The organism is Paenibacillus alginolyticus DSM 5050 = NBRC 15375 (assembly GCF_000422905.1).
Classification (GTDB): domain Bacteria; phylum Bacillota; class Bacilli; order Paenibacillales; family NBRC-103111; genus Paenibacillus_E; species Paenibacillus_E alginolyticus.
The window spans coordinates 54,945-73,766 of record NZ_AUGY01000028.1 but is presented as its reverse complement, the minus strand read 5'-3'; the positions used below and the strand labels follow the sequence as shown (position 1 = coordinate 73,766).

Sequence of the window (18,822 nt, the reverse complement as noted above, 5' to 3'; positions counted from 1 at the left end):
CCCCCCTCCTCGTTAGTTCGTTTTGCCCTTCACCTTATATACATAAGCCAATACTTCTGCGACAGCCTGGAACAGCTCAGCGGGAATGGAGTCACCAATTTCCACCTGTGCAAAGATCGCTCGAGCAAGCGGTTTATTTTCCATTGTCATAATTCCGTTTTTCTTCGCAACTTCTTTAATTTTTAAAGCAACATAATCCGCGCCCTTAGCTATAACTGTCGGGGCTTGCATATTGTTCGAATCATATTTCAAAGCTACCGCAAAGTGGGTTGGATTGGTAATAATAACATCTGCTTTGGGAACCTCTTGCATCATGCGCTGCATGGCCATCTGGCGCTGCTTCGCGCGGATCTTTCCTTTGATAAGTGGATCCCCTTCACTCTTCTTATACTCATCTTTAATATCCTGTTTGGACATTTTGAGACTTTTCTCGTATTCATACTTTTGATAAATGAAATCAAAAATGGCAAGGACTATTAAAATCGCGCCAATTTTGATCCCTAGTGATAGCGTGACTGAAGCAATAAATGAAAATGTACTTTCCAACGGAGCATGGCCAAGGCCTAGCAGCTTAGCTTTTTCACCCATTAATGTCGTGTAAACGACATACCCGATAATTAACATCTTCATTGTTGATTTAAGAAAATCCATGACGGTTCGTAGCGAAAAAATCCGTTTGAAACCCTCGATCGGGTTGATCTTGTTAAATTTCATCATGAGAGGATCGCCAATGAACATAAAACCAATTTGTGCATAATTTCCAATAAAAGCTATTAAAACAACAAGGATGAAAATAGGAGCCAAAATGATTAAACCTTGTTGGACTAAATTTACGAATAATACCTGAACGTTTGCGGCTGTAATGTCCATCGTCAGTTGATTCTCGTAGACGTTGCGAAAAATGTTAACTATCTTCTCTTTCATATAACTACCGAACATGAGGAACGATAGAAATGAAAAAAGTAAAATAAATGCCGCAGGTAAATCCATACTCTTCGCAACTTGACCCTTTTTACGAGCATCTTGCCTTTTCTTTGCTGTTGCAGGTTCCGTCTTTTCCCCAGCAAACCATTGTAAATCTAGCTGCAAACGAAATGTTTGGGACACGGCTTACCTCCTACTTAGGTGATGGTTGCTGTGTGCCGCTAATCAGTTGAAGCAACTTCTCCATGTAATCAAAAATGGTTGCAAATAAATTTTGGAATTGTGAGATTAATTCTGGGAAAAGAATGACTAGCAGAAAAAAGCCAAGTATCATTTTCAAAGGTGCGCCGATCACGAAAATATTGAATTGCGGAGCAACCCTCGTTAAGAGTCCTAAGCCCAAATCTGTCAAAAAAAGGGCTGCTATTATAGGAGCAGCGAGTTGAAACGAGAGATAAAACATTTTAGATAGCGATTGAAACAAGAAATTCGAAATTTGTCCATCATAGATACGTGCAAACAGTTGATTGTCCAGCGGTATCCAGCGGTAGCTGTCAATAATCGCTCTAATCAAATAATGGTGCCCATCAAATGAAAGAAAAAGCAGCACGGCGATCATATACTTAAGGTTGCCTAACATTGGGCTTGAGACCCCTGTTAGAGGATCAATTACACTCGCCATACTGAAACCGATTTGCATATCCATAAAAGAACCGGCAGTCTGGACAACTGTAAAAAAGATATAAGCGAGAAAACCAAGTAAAACGCCAACAAGCATTTCACGAATAATCAATAGAATGTATTCACCATCCATGGGAATGGGTTTATCCAACCCCATAGTCGCAAAAATGATTAACGAGATGAATACAGAAAGACCGATTTTGAACATCATCGGAACATTTCTTGAGGAGAGAATTGGAACAACGACAAAGAACGATGTAATTCGACAAAAAATAAGCAGAAAGATAGGAATAACTTGAAAAAAGTATGTCATATCGCTCACAACCTATCCAACGAATTTGTAAAGGTTGTTGAGTAAATTAAAGGTAAAGTCAACCAGCGTATTCATGATCCAAGGTCCAAATATTAAGATAGACAGCAAAACCGCAACAATTTTGGGAACAAACGCTAAGGTTTGTTCTTGAATCTGCGTCGTTGCTTGAAAAATACTAATGATGAGACCAACGACAAGACCAATAATAAGCATGGGTGCACTTGCTTTAAGCACGGTATAAACAGCCTCACCAGCAATCCGTATTACAAATTCCGAACCCATTTAGAAACCTCCGATATCTTGATCCTTAACCATAGCTTAGGAGTAATGATCTCACCACAAGATACCAACCATCTACAAGTATGAAAAGTAGAATTTTAAAAGGAAGTGAAATCATAACAGGCGGTAACATCATCATTCCCATTGCCATTAAGGTACTGGATACAACCATATCTATGACCAGAAACGGGATGAAAATCATGAATCCCATCTGGAAAGCTGATTTCAGTTCACTTATTGCGTATGCCGGAACTAATGAAGTAATCGGTATATCTTCTACGCCTGTAGGTGCCTTAGCTTTGGTGTAGTCTAAGAACAACTTTAGATCCTTCTGACGTGTATGCTTGAACATAAACTTCTTCATTGGTAACGATGCTTTCTCAAACGCCTGGGTCTGATTCATTTCACCCTTCAAATAAGGCTGCAGAGCTGTCTGATTAACCTCTCCCAAGGTTGGAGACATAATAAAAAAGGTTAAAAACAGAGCTAGTCCGATTAAAACCTGATTAGGCGGCATCTGCTGGGTTCCAAGTGAAGTTCGAACGAAACCAAGCACGATGACAATTCTTGTGAAACTTGTCATTAAAATTAGAAAAGATGGTGCAAGACTTAATACAGTTAATAAGAGCAATAAGGTTACTGTGTTAGAAGATCCACCGGCAGTGCCGCTAGTCCCAATATTCACATTTAACCCAGGGATCGGATTGTTTGGATCTGTTTCAGCAGCAGAAGCTGTCAGTGATAAGAGGAACACTGAAATCATGACAATCAGAAGCGTAAGAACTAATTTATTTCTTTTCATTCATCATTCAACCGATCTTTATGTTTTTGATCAGAAAGCCATTCGTGAGCATCTTTATTACGGTTTGATACTCGCTGCAGCCTATCATGAAATACTTGTTGAAAGGATGAAGTGATTTCTACTTCTTCCTCGATCTCTTTCTTCCTAACAGGAAGCTTGCTTAACCACTTACTTACTGCACCAAAGCCCACGCCATCATCCTGGGATGAAGTTAGCAGTTCCGAAATATACGCAACTTCATCGGCGTCATTGATCTTATCCAACAACTGAATGTTCTCACCGACGCCAACCACGAAGAGCGAATGACCAATTTCAACAATCTGAATCGATTTATTTTGTCCGAGGGGAACCCCACCTAAAGAACGTATTGAGTTCCCGAACAAAGAACCTTTGTTTTTCTTAGCTATGTATTTCATAAGTACAAAGAATAAGAGAATAATTAATACGAGAAAGAAAATGACCTTAACGATCATGCCAAATGAACTAAATGGGTCGGTCGTCGGAAATTCCGATGTTGGAAGACCTTGTCCTGGCTCTGTTTCAGCAAAACTTATGGATTGGGTATATAACATTGCGACTATACTTAATATGGCAGTAATCAGTCGTTTCGATAGGAGTCTTCTCATAGTAACAACCCTTTCGGTTTATGTAAGACTCAACCGAACATTGACGGTTTAACCTAGAGTCTTTTTAATCGCTTCGATAACACGGTCTGCTTGAAATGGTTTCACGATAAAGTCTTTTGCCCCTGCTTGAATCGCATCAATAACCATGGCTTGCTGCCCCATAGCGGAACACATAATGACTTTTGCAGTAGGTTCAATTTTTTTGATTTCTTTCAATGCTTGAATGCCGTCCATCTCAGGCATCGTAATATCCATAGTAATTAAATCAGGTTTCAATTCCTTGTATTTCTCGATAGCTTGAGCACCATCATTCGCTTCGCCACAAACCTCATAACCATTTTTAGATAAAATATCACGAATCATCATTCTCATAAATGCAGCATCATCAACAATAAGAATACGGTTAGCCATGAGTAAAATCCCCCTAAATTTAAATTATTGTAACTTTTGAATTCGTTCCCACTGGTTAACAATGTCAGTTACACGAACCCCAAAATTTTCATCGATGACGACAACTTCGCCTTTGGCAATCAACTTATTATTTACTAAGATATCTACAGGCTCACCTGCCAGCTTATCCAATTCAATGATCGATCCCTGGGAAAGTTCTAAGATGTCTTTAATCACCTTGTGCGTTCTGCCTAATTCTACAGTCACCTTAAGAGGTATATCCAGTAGTAAATTAAGGTTTGTATCATCAGCCTGTCCCAACGAACCTGATTGTAAATTCCCAAATTGCACGGGTTGAACATTAATATTACGATTCGGCATCCCACCATAAGCTGCCGGAGGCTGCTGATACATGGGTTGCTGTGGCGGGTACATGGGCTGTTGTGGAGGATACATCGGCTGCCCCATTGGTGGCTGTTGATACATCGGTTGTTCATACATTGGCTGCTGTTGATACATCGGTTGTTCATACATTGGCTGCTGTTGTTGGTACATAGGCTGCTCGTAAACGGGACTTGGAGCTGCTGGAGGCGCCGTATGAGCTTCCTGTGTAGGTACTGGTGACTGTGCTGCAGGAGCAGGCGCTTGAGCCGTTGGTGCTGCCTCCATTGAAGAGTCAGAATCACCACCCATAAGAATCGATACCATTTCTTTGGCGAATGGAACAGGTAGTAATTGCATGATGTTAGAATCAATAAGATCGCCAATGGTTAGTCGGAACGATATCTTTATAAATACGTCCTCATCGGGTAGTTTTCCTTCTCCTTTCGACAAATTTAATATGTCGATACCTGGAGGAGAGATATTGACAAATCGATTAAAGATGGTAGACATGGACGTAGCCGAAGATCCCATCATCTGATTCATAGCTTCTTGAACAGCGCTGATATGAATTTCACTAAGATTTTCATCACCACCGGTGCCATCGCCGCCCATCATCAAGTCAGCAATGACCTGTGCATCACGTGTTTTAATGACAAGTAGATTAATACCATCAAAACCATCAACATAATTCACATGAACAGCTACATGAGGTCTCGGAAACTGCTCTTCTAATTCTTCTTTACCAATAATAGAAACCTTTGGTGTCGTAATATCAACTTTCATTCCAAGCAATGTCGAAAGCGCTGTGGCTGCACTGCCGAAAGTGATATTACCAATTTCACCAAGTGCATCCTGTTCTAGGGGAGATAAATAGTCTTCAACTTTAGGAGGCCCGTTATAAGAAGAGGCTGAACTATCGTCCGATGACTGTCTCAACAAAGCATCGATCTCTTCCTGGGACAAATAATCTCTGTTATTCGTCATAATCTTCTTCTCCTTCGTTTACGATTTCTGTAATTTGTACAGCCATCTTCCCTTTTAAGGTTCCGGGGCTTCCGAGATATTTCAGCTTCTCGCCCACTTTGACTTGAAGCGAATCTTCGACGGATTTATGCAGCGGGATTACATCGCCAGCCGTTAAGCCAAGGAAATCACGTATGGAAATTTCAGACGATCCCAATTCTGCAATGAGTGGCAGCTTGGTTTTTTCCAAGCGGGATTGAAGTGCTTCTACTTCTTCAGGTGCTCTCGTCTTCTTCTGGGAGACAAACCAATGATGCACAGAAAGTCGAGGCATAATGGGTTCGATGACCACATGAGGGATACACAAGTTGATCATCCCTGTTGTATCACCGATTTTGGTGCTAAGTGATATTAGCGCAATCGTTTCATTAGGTGAAACAATCTGCATGAACTGCGGATTTGTTTCAAGGGCCTCTAAACGAGGTTGAATATCAATGACAGTCTTCCATGCCTCTTGTAAACTATCGAATGCTCTGCTAAAAATGCGTTCCATGACAATCGTTTCAATCTCTGTTAAAGCATTAATTTTGGTTGGGGTCGTACCCGCACCGCCTAATAAGCGATCCAACATAGCAAATGCGACATTGGGATGAACCTCAAGCACCATTCGACCCTCTAAAGGCTCCGCTTCAAAGATGTTCAAAATGGTCATTTTCGGGATCGAACGAATAAATTCGTCGTAGGGCAGTTGTTCAACCTGGACTACACTAATTTGTACGAACGTACGAAGCTGAGCAGAAAAATACGTTGTTAAAAATCGTGCAAAGTTTTCGTGAATCCGGGTTAAGCTCCGAATATGATCCTTTGAGAAACGCACTGCTCTCTTAAAGTCATAAGCCCTTACCTTCTTCTGCGTTTCCTCTTTTTTAAGTTCATCCGCATCCATTTCGCCTGAGGACAAAGCAGCTAGCAAGGCATCGATCTCATTTTGCGACAGAACATCAACCATTCGAGTCACCTCCTTTAAGCAAAATCAAAAGCGAGTTATTGTAGTACTTTATCGGTTATCCAAATTTGCTTGATTTTACCCTCATGTAGCAAAGGGTTTAGCTTGTTCATTAACGTAGAAGTTAAACCATCTGAACCTTTACTACCTTCAATTTGTTCCTTTGTCAAATCCCCTAAAGCTTGTACAATTGTGCCTTTAACCGCAGAGTCAAGCAAACTATCAAATTCCGTTTTCGTCTTGGAGTTCTCTAGCTCAAAAGCGAAGCTGATTTTAATGAAATTCTGACTTCCAGATAAGTTGGTCAAAATATCTTTAATAATAGCAGTGTTTGCCTTTACAGCCTCAGCCGATGGTGCTTTCGTTGGCTTCACACTTGCAACTGCTTCCTGAGCTTGTACAGCAGGGTCCTTGGATTGATTATTTTTCTCCATAAAGTTCCACAAAACAAAGGCAGCCGTCAAAATCAGAGTAATCGCAATTAGAATGGAGACAATGAGTATGAAAATTTTGTTCTTAAACACTTACGAACCCTCCGCATCCCTGGACTTTATTGTCGCTCGAACTGAGCCAATCTCCTGCATGTAGGTCCGCACTAAGCTTACCACAACCTCTGCCTTTTCGAGTACTGTGATTTTCTTACCTGTTGTCAATGTGATCATTGTGTCAGGAGTCTCTTCAATAAGTTCGATCAGTATGGCATTCAGGATGATGGCTTTACCGTTTAAACGAGTGAGAGAAATCATGCTTCTCCTCCTGTATCAGGATAAGGGGAGACTAGCTCCCCTTTTTCACATCAACTTAAGATTAATGTTTGAGATTAACAACTTCTTGAAGTACTTCATCTGAAGTCGTGATAATCCGAGAATTCGCTTGGAAACCACGTTGAGCGATAATCATTTCCGTGAATTCACCAGTTAAGTCAACATTGGACATCTCCAGTTGGCCCGAGATAAGAGTTCCTGTACCTGTTGTAGGGTCACCCGCTGCCCCAACTGCAATTGCACCATCTGGGTTTGCATTTGCAGTCATTCGATACAAATTCCCGCCAATTTTCTCAAGACCTGAAGGATTAACGACTTTCACGACGCCAACTTTCTGTCCTGTCGTAACGGTTGCTCCCGAAGTATTAACACCAATGATATCACCGTTTTGTGCAATCGAGAATGAAACAATGTCATCAGGAAGCACAATCGGACCGCCACCATCAGCACCCATAACATGCAGTCCTTCTGCATTTACTAGGTTTTTGGAAGCATCTAAAGTAAAGTTACCTGATCTTGTCAAATATGGTGCGTCAACCTGATCGGTATTTCCCACTGCAAAAAATCCATCACCATTAATACGCAAATCGGTTACGACATTCGTCGTCATCGCACTACCAGCCGTATGTATAGTATCAATTGCAGCCATACTTACACCTAACCCAACTTGTTGAGCATTCACACCACCGCGGTTCGCATCAGCTGCACTAACACCTGCAACAGTTTGACTAAGAATATCTTTAAACATAACGCGGCTGCCTTTGAATCCGATAGTATTTACGTTCGCGATATTATTACCAATTACATCCAATTTCGTTTGAAAACCACGCATACCTGAAACGCCTGAGTACAAAGATCTTAACATCTAATAGGCCTCCTAATCGGATATAAATAAAATGAGCTGCTTCAATCGCTCCACAGCCCCAGGCTTCCTGCACGGTCGAGCCTGATGGTTAAGAAATAATAATGGCACTATCTATTTGCGTGAAAACATGTTCATTCATTGCGTTTCCATCAAGCGCTGTCACAACAGTTCGGTTAGGAACATTAACAATTAAAGCATTTCCACCTAAAATCATAAGTGCATCCTTAGCACCTTTAGCAGCAGCCTTGTCGATTGCTTGGTTAAGCTTATCCAATTGCTCTGGCTTTAATTGAATGTCTCTCTCTTTCAGTCTAACCTCTGCATGATGACTGAAACGAACAAATTGCTCCTGAAGAAGTTTCTGAAAAGTTGGAATACCGGAATTGGATGCCGGTTGCTGTACAGGCGTTCGTCTCGTAGACGCTGGAGAAACCGCATTAGGATAAAGCTGCCCTATGGATATTCTCTCTGTCATTTCGTTTCTCCAACATTCTCAATTTTCTTGAGCTTGTCTAGAGAAATTTCAACTCCCTTCACATTGGCGTATTGATTTCCGTCTTTAAATGAGATGGAATCAACAACACCAGACTTTTCAACCGATGCCCCAGAAGAGTCAATCTCCGTCCATGTGATTGATTTACCGATTAAGCCTGAAACAAAACCAAGGGATTGACGCATTAGCTTCATTTCTCCAGCCATATTGGTTAGTTGTTCTACGGATGTGAATTGCGCCATTTGTGCAATAAACTCTTTATCTTGTAAAGGCTGCGTCGGATCTTGATTTTGAAGTTGTGTAATCAAGATTTTTAGGAAATCATCTTTTCCTAACGTATTATTTTTATCTTTGCTTTTCGCATTTTTGCCAGAATTAATAATATCCGACACATTACCGACTATGGGGCTTGTAGCCACACTTTCACCTCCAACTGCTTCACATAGATTGCCTTTTAGGCAATAACATCGAAGGAGTTACCATTAACTGTTGTTCGAATTTGAGTCACATTTTGTATTTCTTGATTAAATTCAATTGAATCATCATCGTAGTTGCCTGAAGCATTTTTACTTTGACGCTGAGATTGACTAAATGTTTGCTGTTGACGCTGATCTTGGAACATACTGGATTGCATGTTTTGATTTTGAGTGACCTCAAGTTTCTCAACTTGCAAACCTTGTGTTTGAAGAGCTTGTCTTAACTGCGGAAGCTGACTTTCCAGCATCTGCTTACCAGCTAAGGAATCAGCTGCAAATTGAGCGATCAGTTGTCCATCCTGCATCGATATTCTCACATCAATATGACCGAGATTTTTGGGGAATAAAGATAGTTTAGCTTCAGAAAATCCGCCAGCCATCGTTATCTTCATGTTCTTCAACACATGCTCTGTCATTTCTTCAGTAAAATTCGCTGCATTGATTGTTGCTGTTGGCGCTTTATCAACTGGAATAGCAGCCTGTTGCGCTTTTTGCAGATCACCAATCGTAACGATGGAATTCGTTGCTGGAGCTTCTTCAGTCGGCAAATCAACAAGGGCTATGACTGATTCTTCGGACGCTGTAGTAGTCTCAACAACTGGTGCGTGAAGTACATTCTTAATTGCCAAAAGCTCAAGCTTTGACTTTGTTGGTTGCACGAGTGTAAATGAATCATCAAGCTTCTGCTCAATACCTAGCTTATTTGCCTTTTTAACATGACTTCCTCTGTTAACAGTTGCGGTATCACTCTTACTCTCATTTACCAAACCTTCCGTAGACTTGGGAGCTTTCGTTACTGCTTCAGATGTTGGTCCCTTCAATGTCGCCATTAACTCTGGAAGCAAAGGCTCAATTGTACTAAGCAAGTCCTGGTTCAAAAACTTCAAAATAGGGTTGTCAGGCAGCTGTTTAGTCAAAGTTGTCAGAGTAAGCAAAGTATTCTGGGCCTGTAAATTAAATGTATCTGCTGGCTGAAGATTCAAACCATTGGGAAGTGTAAAAGCTGCGTTAGATTGTGCATCACCAAGTGTGCTTAACAACTGCTGAGCATCTTCGAACCACTTCTTCACGTTCTGATCTTGTAATAATTGTTCAGCTAACTTAGGATTACTGTTCATTGCTTCCAAAAGCATTTCTGGTAGAGGTTGATCTCCCTTTCCTTGTTCAACCTGCTGTACAGCGGCGCCTTGAAGGGGCATTACCAAGCTTTGAAGCATTTGAAGCAGCATGTTCAGAGAAAGAGCTGGATCGGAAGCATTGGCATCACCAGAAGCATTCTCTTGTACAATTTGACCATCTAATACTTGATTAAAAGAAGTATCTTTGGTTGCCGTTTCAGTCGTACTCGCTTTACCAGTCGCTGTTGAAACTGCGTTGTTTACAGTAGGTACTGTTGGCATTTGTACGTCCATTTTTTTCACCTCCCTTCGTGAAATCAATGACATTACTGAACAAGTTTTGCTGAAATTGATGCTGCAATTTCTTTATTTGCGTCTGACAATGAAGTCATAACTTTAGAACGAGAAGCGTTATCCATCCCACTGAGAATAGCTAATACTTTATCAGGGTTAGACTTGTTCATTTCCAGAAGAACATTGGAAGCACTTTTTGGCGTCATGTTGGCAAAAGTTTGCCCTAAATCTGTTTTACTCACAGATGTTACGGTTTTCGCCGCTCCATTCGTTGCCAATCTCTCTTGCAAGGCAGCAATTTGTTTATCACGAACAGGAACAACATCCTTAACCCCAATGGAAGCCTCAGCCGCTTTAGCAGGGGTCATTTTCTCAAGAATAGCTCCACGACTATCTGCTTTCATCATTGAAAACACTAGAACCATCTCTTTAGGAGTCAATGCTTCAATGATTGGGGCTGCTTTACTTGGATTCATTTTTGCATACATATTCGCAAGTTGAGTAATTTGATTGTTGTATTCTTCTTCGGTTTGTGTTTTATTCTTCAGCTTCTCTTCCAAGTCGGTTAACTTCGTCTGGGCATCCTTCAGTGAAGCATCCTTCTGCTCGGTAGTCGAATCTGCTTTCTGCAATGCCGTTTGAAGTTCAGCAATTCTTGCGTTTAGTTTCGTAATCTCTTCATCTTTAACCTTGATGCTTTGCTCAGAAGTCGGTGCTTTACCATCACTCGTAACTACTGCTTTTTCTTTTGGAGCAGGGACGATTGTCCCAATGACTGGTGTATTGTGCAGCGCCTTCTGAATACTGCTCTTGATATCATAATCAAAAATTGACAACAGCACGAAGAGCAAAACTGCCGTAAACACAAAGGGGATGACAAACCATATCAGAAATCGTTCCAGTGCACTATAAGATGCACCCTCTATGCTTGTATCGGCCATCTCCTCTTCCCTCCTTTGCCTTCCTCAATACGTTAGTCGTCTGAAACGGTTGGTAGCCATCTCATCTAAAGCTTCTTGCTCTTTTTTGGCGACAAAAGACTGAAATTGGTTGTATGCCTTCTCTCTTGCTTTCGACCATACTTTCTCATCCATCATTCTTTCCGAAAGATGCTCCTGCTTTTTGAGCACGACATGCTGTGCTTGCTGCACATCCAAATGCTTACGTGCGATCTGTTGATCAACATGATTCATGTAGTTTTGCATTAACAGCATCTTGGAAATGGATACCGAACCGCTAGATACATGGGTCATTTCGTTATGAAGGCTATCTTTTTGCTCAAACAATCCATGCAAGCTCGTTTCTTCGTTCCTTAGTTGCCCCATTGCCTCAGACAGTATCCACTCTGCCTGTGTTCGTTCATTGTTTTTCAAATCAACAATTTGCTGGAAAGAATAACGAAAATTCATTCAGGAACCTCATCCCTTATAAAATTCATGAATCAAACGTTCTTGAGCTTCTTCAAACGTCAACTTCTCAGAGGTTTTTTGCTTCGTGAAATCCCATATTGCCTCGATATTATCCATAGCGATATCAATATTTGGGTTAGAACCTTTTTGGTATGCCCCTATATTGATAAGATCTTCCGAATCTTTATATATAGAAAGAAGTCGCTTCAATTGATCAGCTGCTTCCATGTGTTCAGTAGGAACAATTTCTTTCATGACTCGGCTTACGCTGGATAAAACATCGATGGCTGGGTAATGACCTTTATTAGCAATGCTGCGATTAAGGACAATATGTCCATCCAAAATACCTCGCACAGCATCAGCGATAGGCTCATTCATATCATCCCCATCAACAAGCACGGTATAAAAAGCGGTGATAGAACCCTTTGGACCCGTACCTGAACGCTCTAGAAGCCTAGGAAGCATGGCAAAAACCGAAGGCGTATAACCACGTGTGGCTGGAGGTTCTCCAACAGCAAGTCCGACTTCACGCTGCGCCATTGCAAACCGAGTGACTGAATCCATCATCATCATGACATTTAAGCCGCGATCTCGAAAATACTCAGCAATACTAGTTGCAATCATAGCACCTTTGATTCGGATCAAAGCTGGTTGATCCGACGTTGCAACAATCACAACGGATCTAGCAAGTCCTTCAGGACCTAAATCTCTTTCGATAAAGTCCAGAACTTCTCTACCACGCTCACCAATAAGAGCAATTACGTTGACATCAGCGGATGTATTACGAGCAATCATACCCATAAGTGTACTTTTACCTACACCGGAGCCTGCAAAAATACCAACACGCTGACCCTTACCAATTGTTAATAGGCCATCAATACAGCGAACACCAACCGAAATTGGATTCAGAACACGTGGACGTGTTAGCGGGTTTCCGGGAACATTATTCGTTGAATATTGTGCCATTCTAGAGGGTAGGAATGAACCATCTAAGGGTTGCCCCAAACCATCTAATACCTTACCAAGCAGTTCATGGCCAACTTGGACAGTAAGCGGCTTTCCAGTACCTACGACATCGCATCCAGGACCTATTGCATCCAAATCACCTAGTGGCATCAGAACCACTTTATTGCTGCGAAATCCAACCACCTCAGCCTTTAGCGGCTTGTTCGACTTGTGCGGATATATATAGCAAAGATCGCCAATGCTCACATCAGGACCTTCTGACTCAACTGTCAGCCCAATGACTTGCGTCACTTTACCGTTCACTCGAATCGGATCAATCGTATGCAGATGCTCCTTGTATTTATCAGCATTTGGCAGCTTGCTTCTCATAACTCGGATACCTCACTTTGAGTTGCCAATTGTCTTAGCGCCGACTTTATCTCTTTTAACTGAGTATCAATCCTGGCATCAATACTTCCAAATGAGGAACGTATCACACAGCCACGGTCTTGTACCGTAGAGTCAGGGATAATTTGCAACTCCGCTTGTGAATCAATGGAAGTTAGTAACTCTTCGCGCGCATCTTGGATATACGCAAACTGTGAAGGTGCTACACAAAGCGCGATAATTCCTTTTTCTCGTCTACGTGAAAGCACCATCTGAATTAGATCAATGACCCATTCTGGATTTAAAGTTAACTGACGTCCAATCACTTTCTCAGCGATGGAAGTGCTAAGTTCAATTAAGAAAGGTTCTGATTCTTGAATGATTTGCTGCTTAAGCTTGTAGGCTTGCTCCAAAATGGCTCGAGCCTCTGATAACATCTCACCGTATTCTTGTCTGAGATTATCTTCAGTTTGAACAATCCCTTGTTCGTAGCCTTCTTCAAATCCCGATTGTCTAGATAGCGCGATGTGCTCTTCATCTTCAGCACGGCGGCTCTCCCACCAACTCGTGATTTCTGCATGCGTTTGTTCTCGAAGCGCAGCACACTCCCGCATCGCCTGATCGATTTGTTCGTGGGCAAAAGCTTCAGCGTCTTGAAGGATCTGTTCCTTCATACTTGTAGCTTCTGTCAGTTCCTGCTGCTGTTCAAGAGTCAATTGATTTGCTTCATCCGTTAACATACCGGCACGTAATAATTCAAGCGGAGAAATCGTTTCTACTATTTTTTTATCATCTAACGGAAAATAAGCAAATGATTTAATGACATTAGACAATAATATCATCTCCTCCACCACGTGCGATGATGATTTCACCAGATTCTTCTAAGCGGCGAATCGTTGCAACAATGCGGGTCTGAGCTTCTTCAACATCACGTAAACGCACAGGTCCCATAAATTCCATATCTTCTTTAAAGGTATCCGCCATACGTTTGGACATATTCTTGAACAAGGCATCGCGAACTTCTTCGCTTGCAACTTTAAGGGCAAGTTGTAAATCCGCATTCTCAATGTCGCGAATAATTCGCTGAATTGATCGATTGTCGATATTGACAATATCTTCGAAGACAAACATCCGCTTCTTAATTTCTTCCGCAAGTTCCGGATCCTGAATTTCAAGGGAATCGAGAATGGTACGCTCTGTACCCCGATCGACACCATTCAGAATTTGAACGATCGAAGCAATACCACCAGCATTTGTGTAATCCTGAGTTACTGTTGAAGATAGCTTTTGTTCAAGGACGCGTTCTACCTGACTAATGACTTCAGGAGAGGTGCTATCCATGAGTGCAATACGTTTAGCAACATCAGCTTGCTTTTCCTGTGGTAATGAAGACAAGATGATCGAAGCTTGATCTGCCTGCAAATAAGATAAAACTAAAGCGATTGTCTGTGAATTTTCATTTTGAATGAAATTTAGAATTTGTGCAGGATCTGCTTTTCTTGCAAAATCGAAAGGTCTCACTTGCAGCGTTGCTGTTAAACGATTGATGATATCAAGCGCTTTTTGAGATCCCAACGCCTTTTCCAAAATATCCTTGGCGTAAGAAATACCACCTTGAGAAATAAACTCTTGGGCTAAGCATATCTGATGAAATTCAGATAAAATAGCTTCTTTTTCGTAAGAATCTACTTTTCTAACATTCGCAATTTCTAGCGTTAATTGCTCAATCTCTTCTTCCCGCAAGTGTTTAAATATTTGTGCAGACACCTCAGGGCCTAAACTGATCAAAAGAATGGCTGCCTTTTGTCGTCCTGTTAACCCTTGCAGAGCAGCTTTGGCCATACAAGTGCCCCCCTATTCGTCTACTAACCATGTACGAAGCAAATTGACAAAGTCTTCTGGTCGCTTCTTGGCAAGAGTCTCTAGCTGCTTGCGTATTTGATTTTCATTCGTAACATTTTCGATATCAATCGTTGGAAGCTCAGCTTTACCTGCTGCCATATTCATTTCTTGATCCAACTGTTGCTGCGCAGCAGCTTTTCTTCGTTTTCTAATTGCGAACCCAGCAATTAATCCTATTGCAAGCGCCGCTAAAGCTAAACCTGCATAGGTCAAGTAAGTTGTTGTTTTCGAAGCGAGTGTATCCGTTGGTCTTGCAAAAGAATGTGCGAATACTGTAACTTTTTTCTGTAAGTCTGCATCAGTATATGTAACTTTATTATCCGCTAAAGCAGTTCTTACGATGTTTACCAGCGCACTTTGCACCGCAGCCTTGGTCTCTGGTGTCAATGAGTTGGGATCATCTTTAACCGGAGGCTCAATCCCTACATTAATACTTAAGTCTTTCACAACGTAAGGCGTAGAGATAATATCGTTCGTAATTCGATTAACTTCATAATTGACAGTCTTATTATGTTTCTCTGAGTTTGACTTGCCTGAGCTGGCCGCCCCTGGATAGCCTGGAACATCTGTAGTTCCTGTACCTGGTACTCCACCTGTATCAGCACCATTGTTCTGATAAGACTCGCTTGCTTCCTGCAAGGAAATCTCTAACCCTTTTTGATCGACTTGATTCGGGGCGCTGACAAGCTGTTCTTTGCTTTTCTTTTGATCGAAATTCATTGTTGAGAATACACTTACATTCACTTTGTCTCGGCCAAACATCGTACCCAGCATCGAATTGATATTCTTCTGCAAATCATTTCGGAACTGGTTATTAATATCCGCTTGACTAGAGACCAGACTCGTGGATGAAGTCCCGCCGACCTTCGAAGACATAAGACTCTGTCCATACTGGTCGGAGATCGTAATATTCTCTAGAGGGAGATTCTTAACACTATGCGATACTAAATTATAAATCGTATCAACTTTTGCTTGATCTAATGTATAACCCTGTTTCGTTTGCACGACAACCGATGCCGTTGCTTTCTCTTGCTGTTGCTGTAAGAAAGGTCCTTCTTCTGGAAGTGAAATGAGAACTTTCGAACTGGCGATTGCTTGATTAGAGTTAATCAACTGTTGAAGCTCGCCTTGTATCGCGTTCAAGTATTTCACTTTGAATTCGTTGTCTGTAATGCCAAATGAACTGCTATTGCTAAATGCACCAAAGCCTAGAGAGCCATTCTTATTTAAACCTTGGGACTCAACACCAAGCTTTACATTTGCTACTTCGCTAGTTGGTACTTCGATACTTTTACCATCAGCGCTAAGATGATATGGAATCTTTGCGGTATCCAAATATGACTTGATGGCTGAAGCATCACTTGGCTGCAATTCCGTAAATGCGAGTGAATACTCCGTTTTCGATAAATTAATACTTATTATTGCCGCAGTAAGAATCAGTAGGATAACTGTCGCTATAAAAGTGATTTTCGTAGTTCTACTATAACGATTCCAATATTGCTTCACCTTTTCCCAGTACTGGAGCAGGTTCTCGTTCACTCTGTCACCTCATCGAACCAAAATTTAGCAGCTTCTAAGTCAATCACAGCTGCATTCTCATCATTTCTTGGTATGCTTCAAGGACTTTGTTTCTGACTTGAACAGTCAACTCAAGCCCTAGCGATGCTTTCTCAGAGGCTATTGTCAGTTGATGAACATCGGAAAGCTCACCTTTGATGAAACTCTGATTCAAATTGTCCACTTGCTGTTGTTGCGTGTTTAAGTTTGTGATGGCGTCATTCAGGAACGAACCGAATCTTTTGCCAAGGTCAGCAGCCCCTTCACCAGAGTTATCCTTTGGTTGAATGGAACTCATGATGTTTAGTGGACTGTAACTTATTTTGTCAATCATGATGCAACCTCCTGTAGTGGTTATCTACCAATCTCCAAAGCTTTGGTTATCATTGATTTACTAGCATTAAGAGCAGTTACGTTCGCTTCATAAGATCTAGTAGCAGAGATCATATCGACCATTTCTTTAAGCACATCGACATTGGGCATATAAACAAATCCATTCGCATCCGCATCTGGATGAGTTGGATTATATACTTGCTTCAATGGTGACTTATCTTCAAAAATTTTATTTACCCTTACACCTTCACCAGTACCATCAGCCATTGCTGATTTAAGCGACTGCGCAAAGCTGGGCTGTGACTTCGTTTCAAAAGCAACTAACTTTCTTGTATAGGGAACCCATTTCCCATCTACAAATTTTGCGCGTGTTGTATCCGCATTCGCTATATTAGAAGAGACAACATCCATTCTTAATCGCTGAGCAGTAAGTGCCGATGAACTGATGTCAAATCCATTCGTTAACCTCATTGGAAATTACTTCCCTCCTAATACTGTGCGCATTTTTTTGAACTCACTGTTCATTTGCTGAATCATTGCATTGTATTTAAGTTGGTTTTTGGCCATTAACGACATTTCATAGTCCATATCGACATTGTTCATATTGTTGTTAATCGCTGTCGATTCATCCGTTTTTATTTCTGAATTCGGCAGATTTGTGGATTTCCCTATTAAGAAATGCCTAGGGTCTGTCCGATAACCTTCTATAGAGGGTGTTGATGAATTCATCTGACCTTGTAAAAGTTCTTCGAACACGACATCCGAACGCTTGAAGAAGGGTGTATCCGCATTGGCTACGTTGTTTGCTACAACCTTTTGTCTTAGAGTCGATGCATCAAGCGATCGCTCCATCAAGTTCCAACTTGGTTTGTCTAACAAAGACATTATGATACCCCCGTCTATAGAATATTTGACTTATACTTCAACATTGTATTTATCGATTCCTTCTTATTTCGACATTATTTTCATAAAATAATTTGAAATGGTCCTTATTGTAGAAATATGTAAAACATTCGCTAACCTTTCTTATCATCTAAGATATTACGATAACTTACAATAAGAAAAAAGCCCTATCTTTTACAAGACAGGGCTTTTCTATGTGTTTATCTACAATTTTGTTTTTAATTGCTCAATACTTTGTATTAATTGCTCATTTAAAATACGGATATAAGTACCCTTCATACCAAGCGAGCGAGTTTCAATAACTCCGGCACTTTCCAGTTTGCGAAGTGCATTAACAATAACAGAACGAGTAATACCTACCCGATCGGCAATTTTACTCGCTACCAAAAGACCTTCCTTACCGTCCAATTCTTCAAAAATGTGTTCCACCGCTTCCATTTCACTGAAAGATAAGGAACCGATCGCAACTTGAACGACCGCTTTGCTTCTAGCTTCTTCCTCTATTTCTTCGGCACGTTCTCTTAATATTTCCATCGCTATAACTGTAGATCCATATTCAGCCAGAACTAAGTCATCATCAATGAAAGTTCCTTCGCTACGACTTAAAATGAGTGTTCCCAAACGAGAGCCACCACCAATAATTGGTACTAAAGTCGTATGCGTGTATGGAAACATATCTTTCATTTGTTCCGTGTAATAGAAATATGGACTATCCGGTTCAGCAGTTGATGATGTTTCCTCAATCTTCAAGAGCAAATTGTTCGACTCCATCGGAAATCTGCGTTCGATTAATATCGTCTGATTCATTTCAGGGGAAACAGGATCATTCGTTACCGCATATCCTAAAATTTTGCCTTTGCGGCTAACGACGTAGATATTCGCAATAACAATATCACGCAGCACTTCGGCCATATCCATAAAGCTAACTGCATTGCCAGCTTCTTTTTGCAGCAAGCGATTTAGCCTTCTTGTTTTATTTAATAAACTCATGTAACTGCCTCCTACTTA

General features: G+C 41.1%; 24 protein-coding genes. All 24 read right to left on the bottom strand.

The annotated features are described in order from the left end of the window. Positions 1–12: 12 nt before the first annotated feature. Positions 13–1,107 carry a flagellar biosynthesis protein FlhB gene (gene flhB, locus G519_RS0114775; protein WP_029195373.1) on the bottom strand — a complete coding sequence of 365 codons (1,095 nt, stop codon included), beginning with the start codon at positions 1,105–1,107 and terminating at the stop codon, positions 13–15. A gap of 10 nt (positions 1,108–1,117) precedes the next feature. Then, the gene (gene fliR / locus G519_RS0114770; RefSeq protein WP_029195372.1) at positions 1,118–1,918 is read right to left on the bottom strand and encodes a flagellar biosynthetic protein FliR; all 801 of its coding nucleotides are present in this window, start codon (positions 1,916–1,918) and stop codon (positions 1,118–1,120) included. A gap of 12 nt (positions 1,919–1,930) precedes the next feature. Continuing rightward, positions 1,931–2,200: a flagellar biosynthesis protein FliQ gene (fliQ, locus tag G519_RS0114765; protein ID WP_029195371.1), complete on the bottom strand. Its 270-nt coding sequence runs from the start codon at positions 2,198–2,200 to the stop codon at positions 1,931–1,933. Positions 2,201–2,225: 25 nt separating this feature from the next. Next, positions 2,226–2,999: a flagellar type III secretion system pore protein FliP gene (gene fliP, locus G519_RS0114760; RefSeq protein WP_029195370.1), complete on the bottom strand. Its 774-nt coding sequence runs from the start codon at positions 2,997–2,999 to the stop codon at positions 2,226–2,228. Continuing rightward, positions 2,996–3,625, bottom strand: a complete 630-nt coding sequence (locus tag G519_RS0114755) for a flagellar biosynthetic protein FliO (RefSeq protein WP_029195369.1) — start codon at positions 3,623–3,625, stop codon at positions 2,996–2,998. The genes fliP and G519_RS0114755 overlap by 4 nt, the downstream gene beginning before the upstream one ends. Positions 3,626–3,673: 48 nt before the next feature. Next, positions 3,674–4,036 (bottom strand): response regulator, encoded by a 363-nt coding sequence (locus G519_RS0114750; protein ID WP_029195368.1) that lies wholly within the window; start codon positions 4,034–4,036, stop codon positions 3,674–3,676. Positions 4,037–4,060: 24 nt separating this feature from the next. After that, entirely contained in the window at positions 4,061–5,383 is a 1,323-nt protein-coding gene (gene fliY / locus G519_RS0114745) for a flagellar motor switch phosphatase FliY (protein ID WP_029195367.1), read from the bottom strand. Further along, positions 5,373–6,371 (bottom strand): flagellar motor switch protein FliM, encoded by a 999-nt coding sequence (gene fliM / locus G519_RS0114740; protein ID WP_029195366.1) that lies wholly within the window; start codon positions 6,369–6,371, stop codon positions 5,373–5,375. The genes fliY and fliM overlap by 11 nt, the downstream gene beginning before the upstream one ends. Before the next feature lie 35 nt (positions 6,372–6,406). After that, positions 6,407–6,892, bottom strand: coding sequence for a flagellar basal body-associated FliL family protein (locus G519_RS0114735; protein ID WP_029195365.1), 486 nt, complete (start codon positions 6,890–6,892; stop codon positions 6,407–6,409). Then, complete coding sequence (locus G519_RS0114730; protein WP_029195364.1) at positions 6,893–7,114, bottom strand: flagellar FlbD family protein; 222 nt, start codon at positions 7,112–7,114, stop codon at positions 6,893–6,895. A gap of 61 nt (positions 7,115–7,175) precedes the next feature. Then, the gene (gene flgG / locus G519_RS0114725; RefSeq protein ID WP_029195363.1) at positions 7,176–7,997 is read right to left on the bottom strand and encodes a flagellar basal body rod protein FlgG; all 822 of its coding nucleotides are present in this window, start codon (positions 7,995–7,997) and stop codon (positions 7,176–7,178) included. Positions 7,998–8,085: 88 nt separating this feature from the next. Continuing rightward, positions 8,086–8,472 carry a TIGR02530 family flagellar biosynthesis protein gene (locus G519_RS0114720; RefSeq protein WP_029195362.1) on the bottom strand — a complete coding sequence of 129 codons (387 nt, stop codon included), beginning with the start codon at positions 8,470–8,472 and terminating at the stop codon, positions 8,086–8,088. After that, positions 8,469–8,909, bottom strand: coding sequence for a flagellar hook capping FlgD N-terminal domain-containing protein (locus tag G519_RS0114715; protein ID WP_029195361.1), 441 nt, complete (start codon positions 8,907–8,909; stop codon positions 8,469–8,471). The genes G519_RS0114720 and G519_RS0114715 overlap by 4 nt, the downstream gene beginning before the upstream one ends. 35 nt (positions 8,910–8,944) lie before the next feature. Further along, positions 8,945–10,378 carry a flagellar hook-length control protein FliK gene (locus G519_RS47465; RefSeq protein WP_029195360.1) on the bottom strand — a complete coding sequence of 478 codons (1,434 nt, stop codon included), beginning with the start codon at positions 10,376–10,378 and terminating at the stop codon, positions 8,945–8,947. Positions 10,379–10,410: 32 nt separating this feature from the next. Then, positions 10,411–11,319: a MotE family protein gene (locus G519_RS0114705; RefSeq protein ID WP_029195359.1), complete on the bottom strand. Its 909-nt coding sequence runs from the start codon at positions 11,317–11,319 to the stop codon at positions 10,411–10,413. Between the two features lie 24 nt (positions 11,320–11,343). Further along, positions 11,344–11,787, bottom strand: coding sequence for a flagellar export protein FliJ (gene fliJ / locus G519_RS0114700; RefSeq protein ID WP_029195358.1), 444 nt, complete (start codon positions 11,785–11,787; stop codon positions 11,344–11,346). A 9-nt stretch (positions 11,788–11,796) separates the two neighbouring features. Further along, positions 11,797–13,122, bottom strand: coding sequence for a flagellar protein export ATPase FliI (gene fliI / locus G519_RS0114695; RefSeq protein WP_029195357.1), 1,326 nt, complete (start codon positions 13,120–13,122; stop codon positions 11,797–11,799). Then, positions 13,119–13,952 carry a FliH/SctL family protein gene (locus tag G519_RS0114690; RefSeq protein ID WP_029195356.1) on the bottom strand — a complete coding sequence of 278 codons (834 nt, stop codon included), beginning with the start codon at positions 13,950–13,952 and terminating at the stop codon, positions 13,119–13,121. Before G519_RS0114690 ends, fliI begins: the two co-directional genes overlap by 4 nt. Further along, complete coding sequence (fliG, locus tag G519_RS0114685) at positions 13,945–14,961, bottom strand: flagellar motor switch protein FliG (RefSeq protein ID WP_029195355.1); 1,017 nt, start codon at positions 14,959–14,961, stop codon at positions 13,945–13,947. The genes G519_RS0114690 and fliG overlap by 8 nt, the downstream gene beginning before the upstream one ends. Before the next feature lie 12 nt (positions 14,962–14,973). Further along, positions 14,974–16,560, bottom strand: coding sequence for a flagellar basal-body MS-ring/collar protein FliF (fliF, locus tag G519_RS0114680; RefSeq protein WP_029195354.1), 1,587 nt, complete (start codon positions 16,558–16,560; stop codon positions 14,974–14,976). A 43-nt stretch (positions 16,561–16,603) separates the two neighbouring features. After that, positions 16,604–16,912: a flagellar hook-basal body complex protein FliE gene (gene fliE, locus G519_RS0114675; protein ID WP_029195353.1), complete on the bottom strand. Its 309-nt coding sequence runs from the start codon at positions 16,910–16,912 to the stop codon at positions 16,604–16,606. A 20-nt stretch (positions 16,913–16,932) separates the two neighbouring features. Then, the gene (flgC, locus tag G519_RS0114670) at positions 16,933–17,382 is read right to left on the bottom strand and encodes a flagellar basal body rod protein FlgC (protein WP_029195352.1); all 450 of its coding nucleotides are present in this window, start codon (positions 17,380–17,382) and stop codon (positions 16,933–16,935) included. 6 nt (positions 17,383–17,388) lie between these two features. Continuing rightward, positions 17,389–17,796: a flagellar basal body rod protein FlgB gene (flgB, locus tag G519_RS0114665; RefSeq protein WP_029195351.1), complete on the bottom strand. Its 408-nt coding sequence runs from the start codon at positions 17,794–17,796 to the stop codon at positions 17,389–17,391. Between the two features lie 222 nt (positions 17,797–18,018). Continuing rightward, positions 18,019–18,804 carry a GTP-sensing pleiotropic transcriptional regulator CodY gene (gene codY, locus G519_RS0114660; RefSeq protein ID WP_029195350.1) on the bottom strand — a complete coding sequence of 262 codons (786 nt, stop codon included), beginning with the start codon at positions 18,802–18,804 and terminating at the stop codon, positions 18,019–18,021. Between the last annotated feature and the right edge of the window lie 18 nt (positions 18,805–18,822).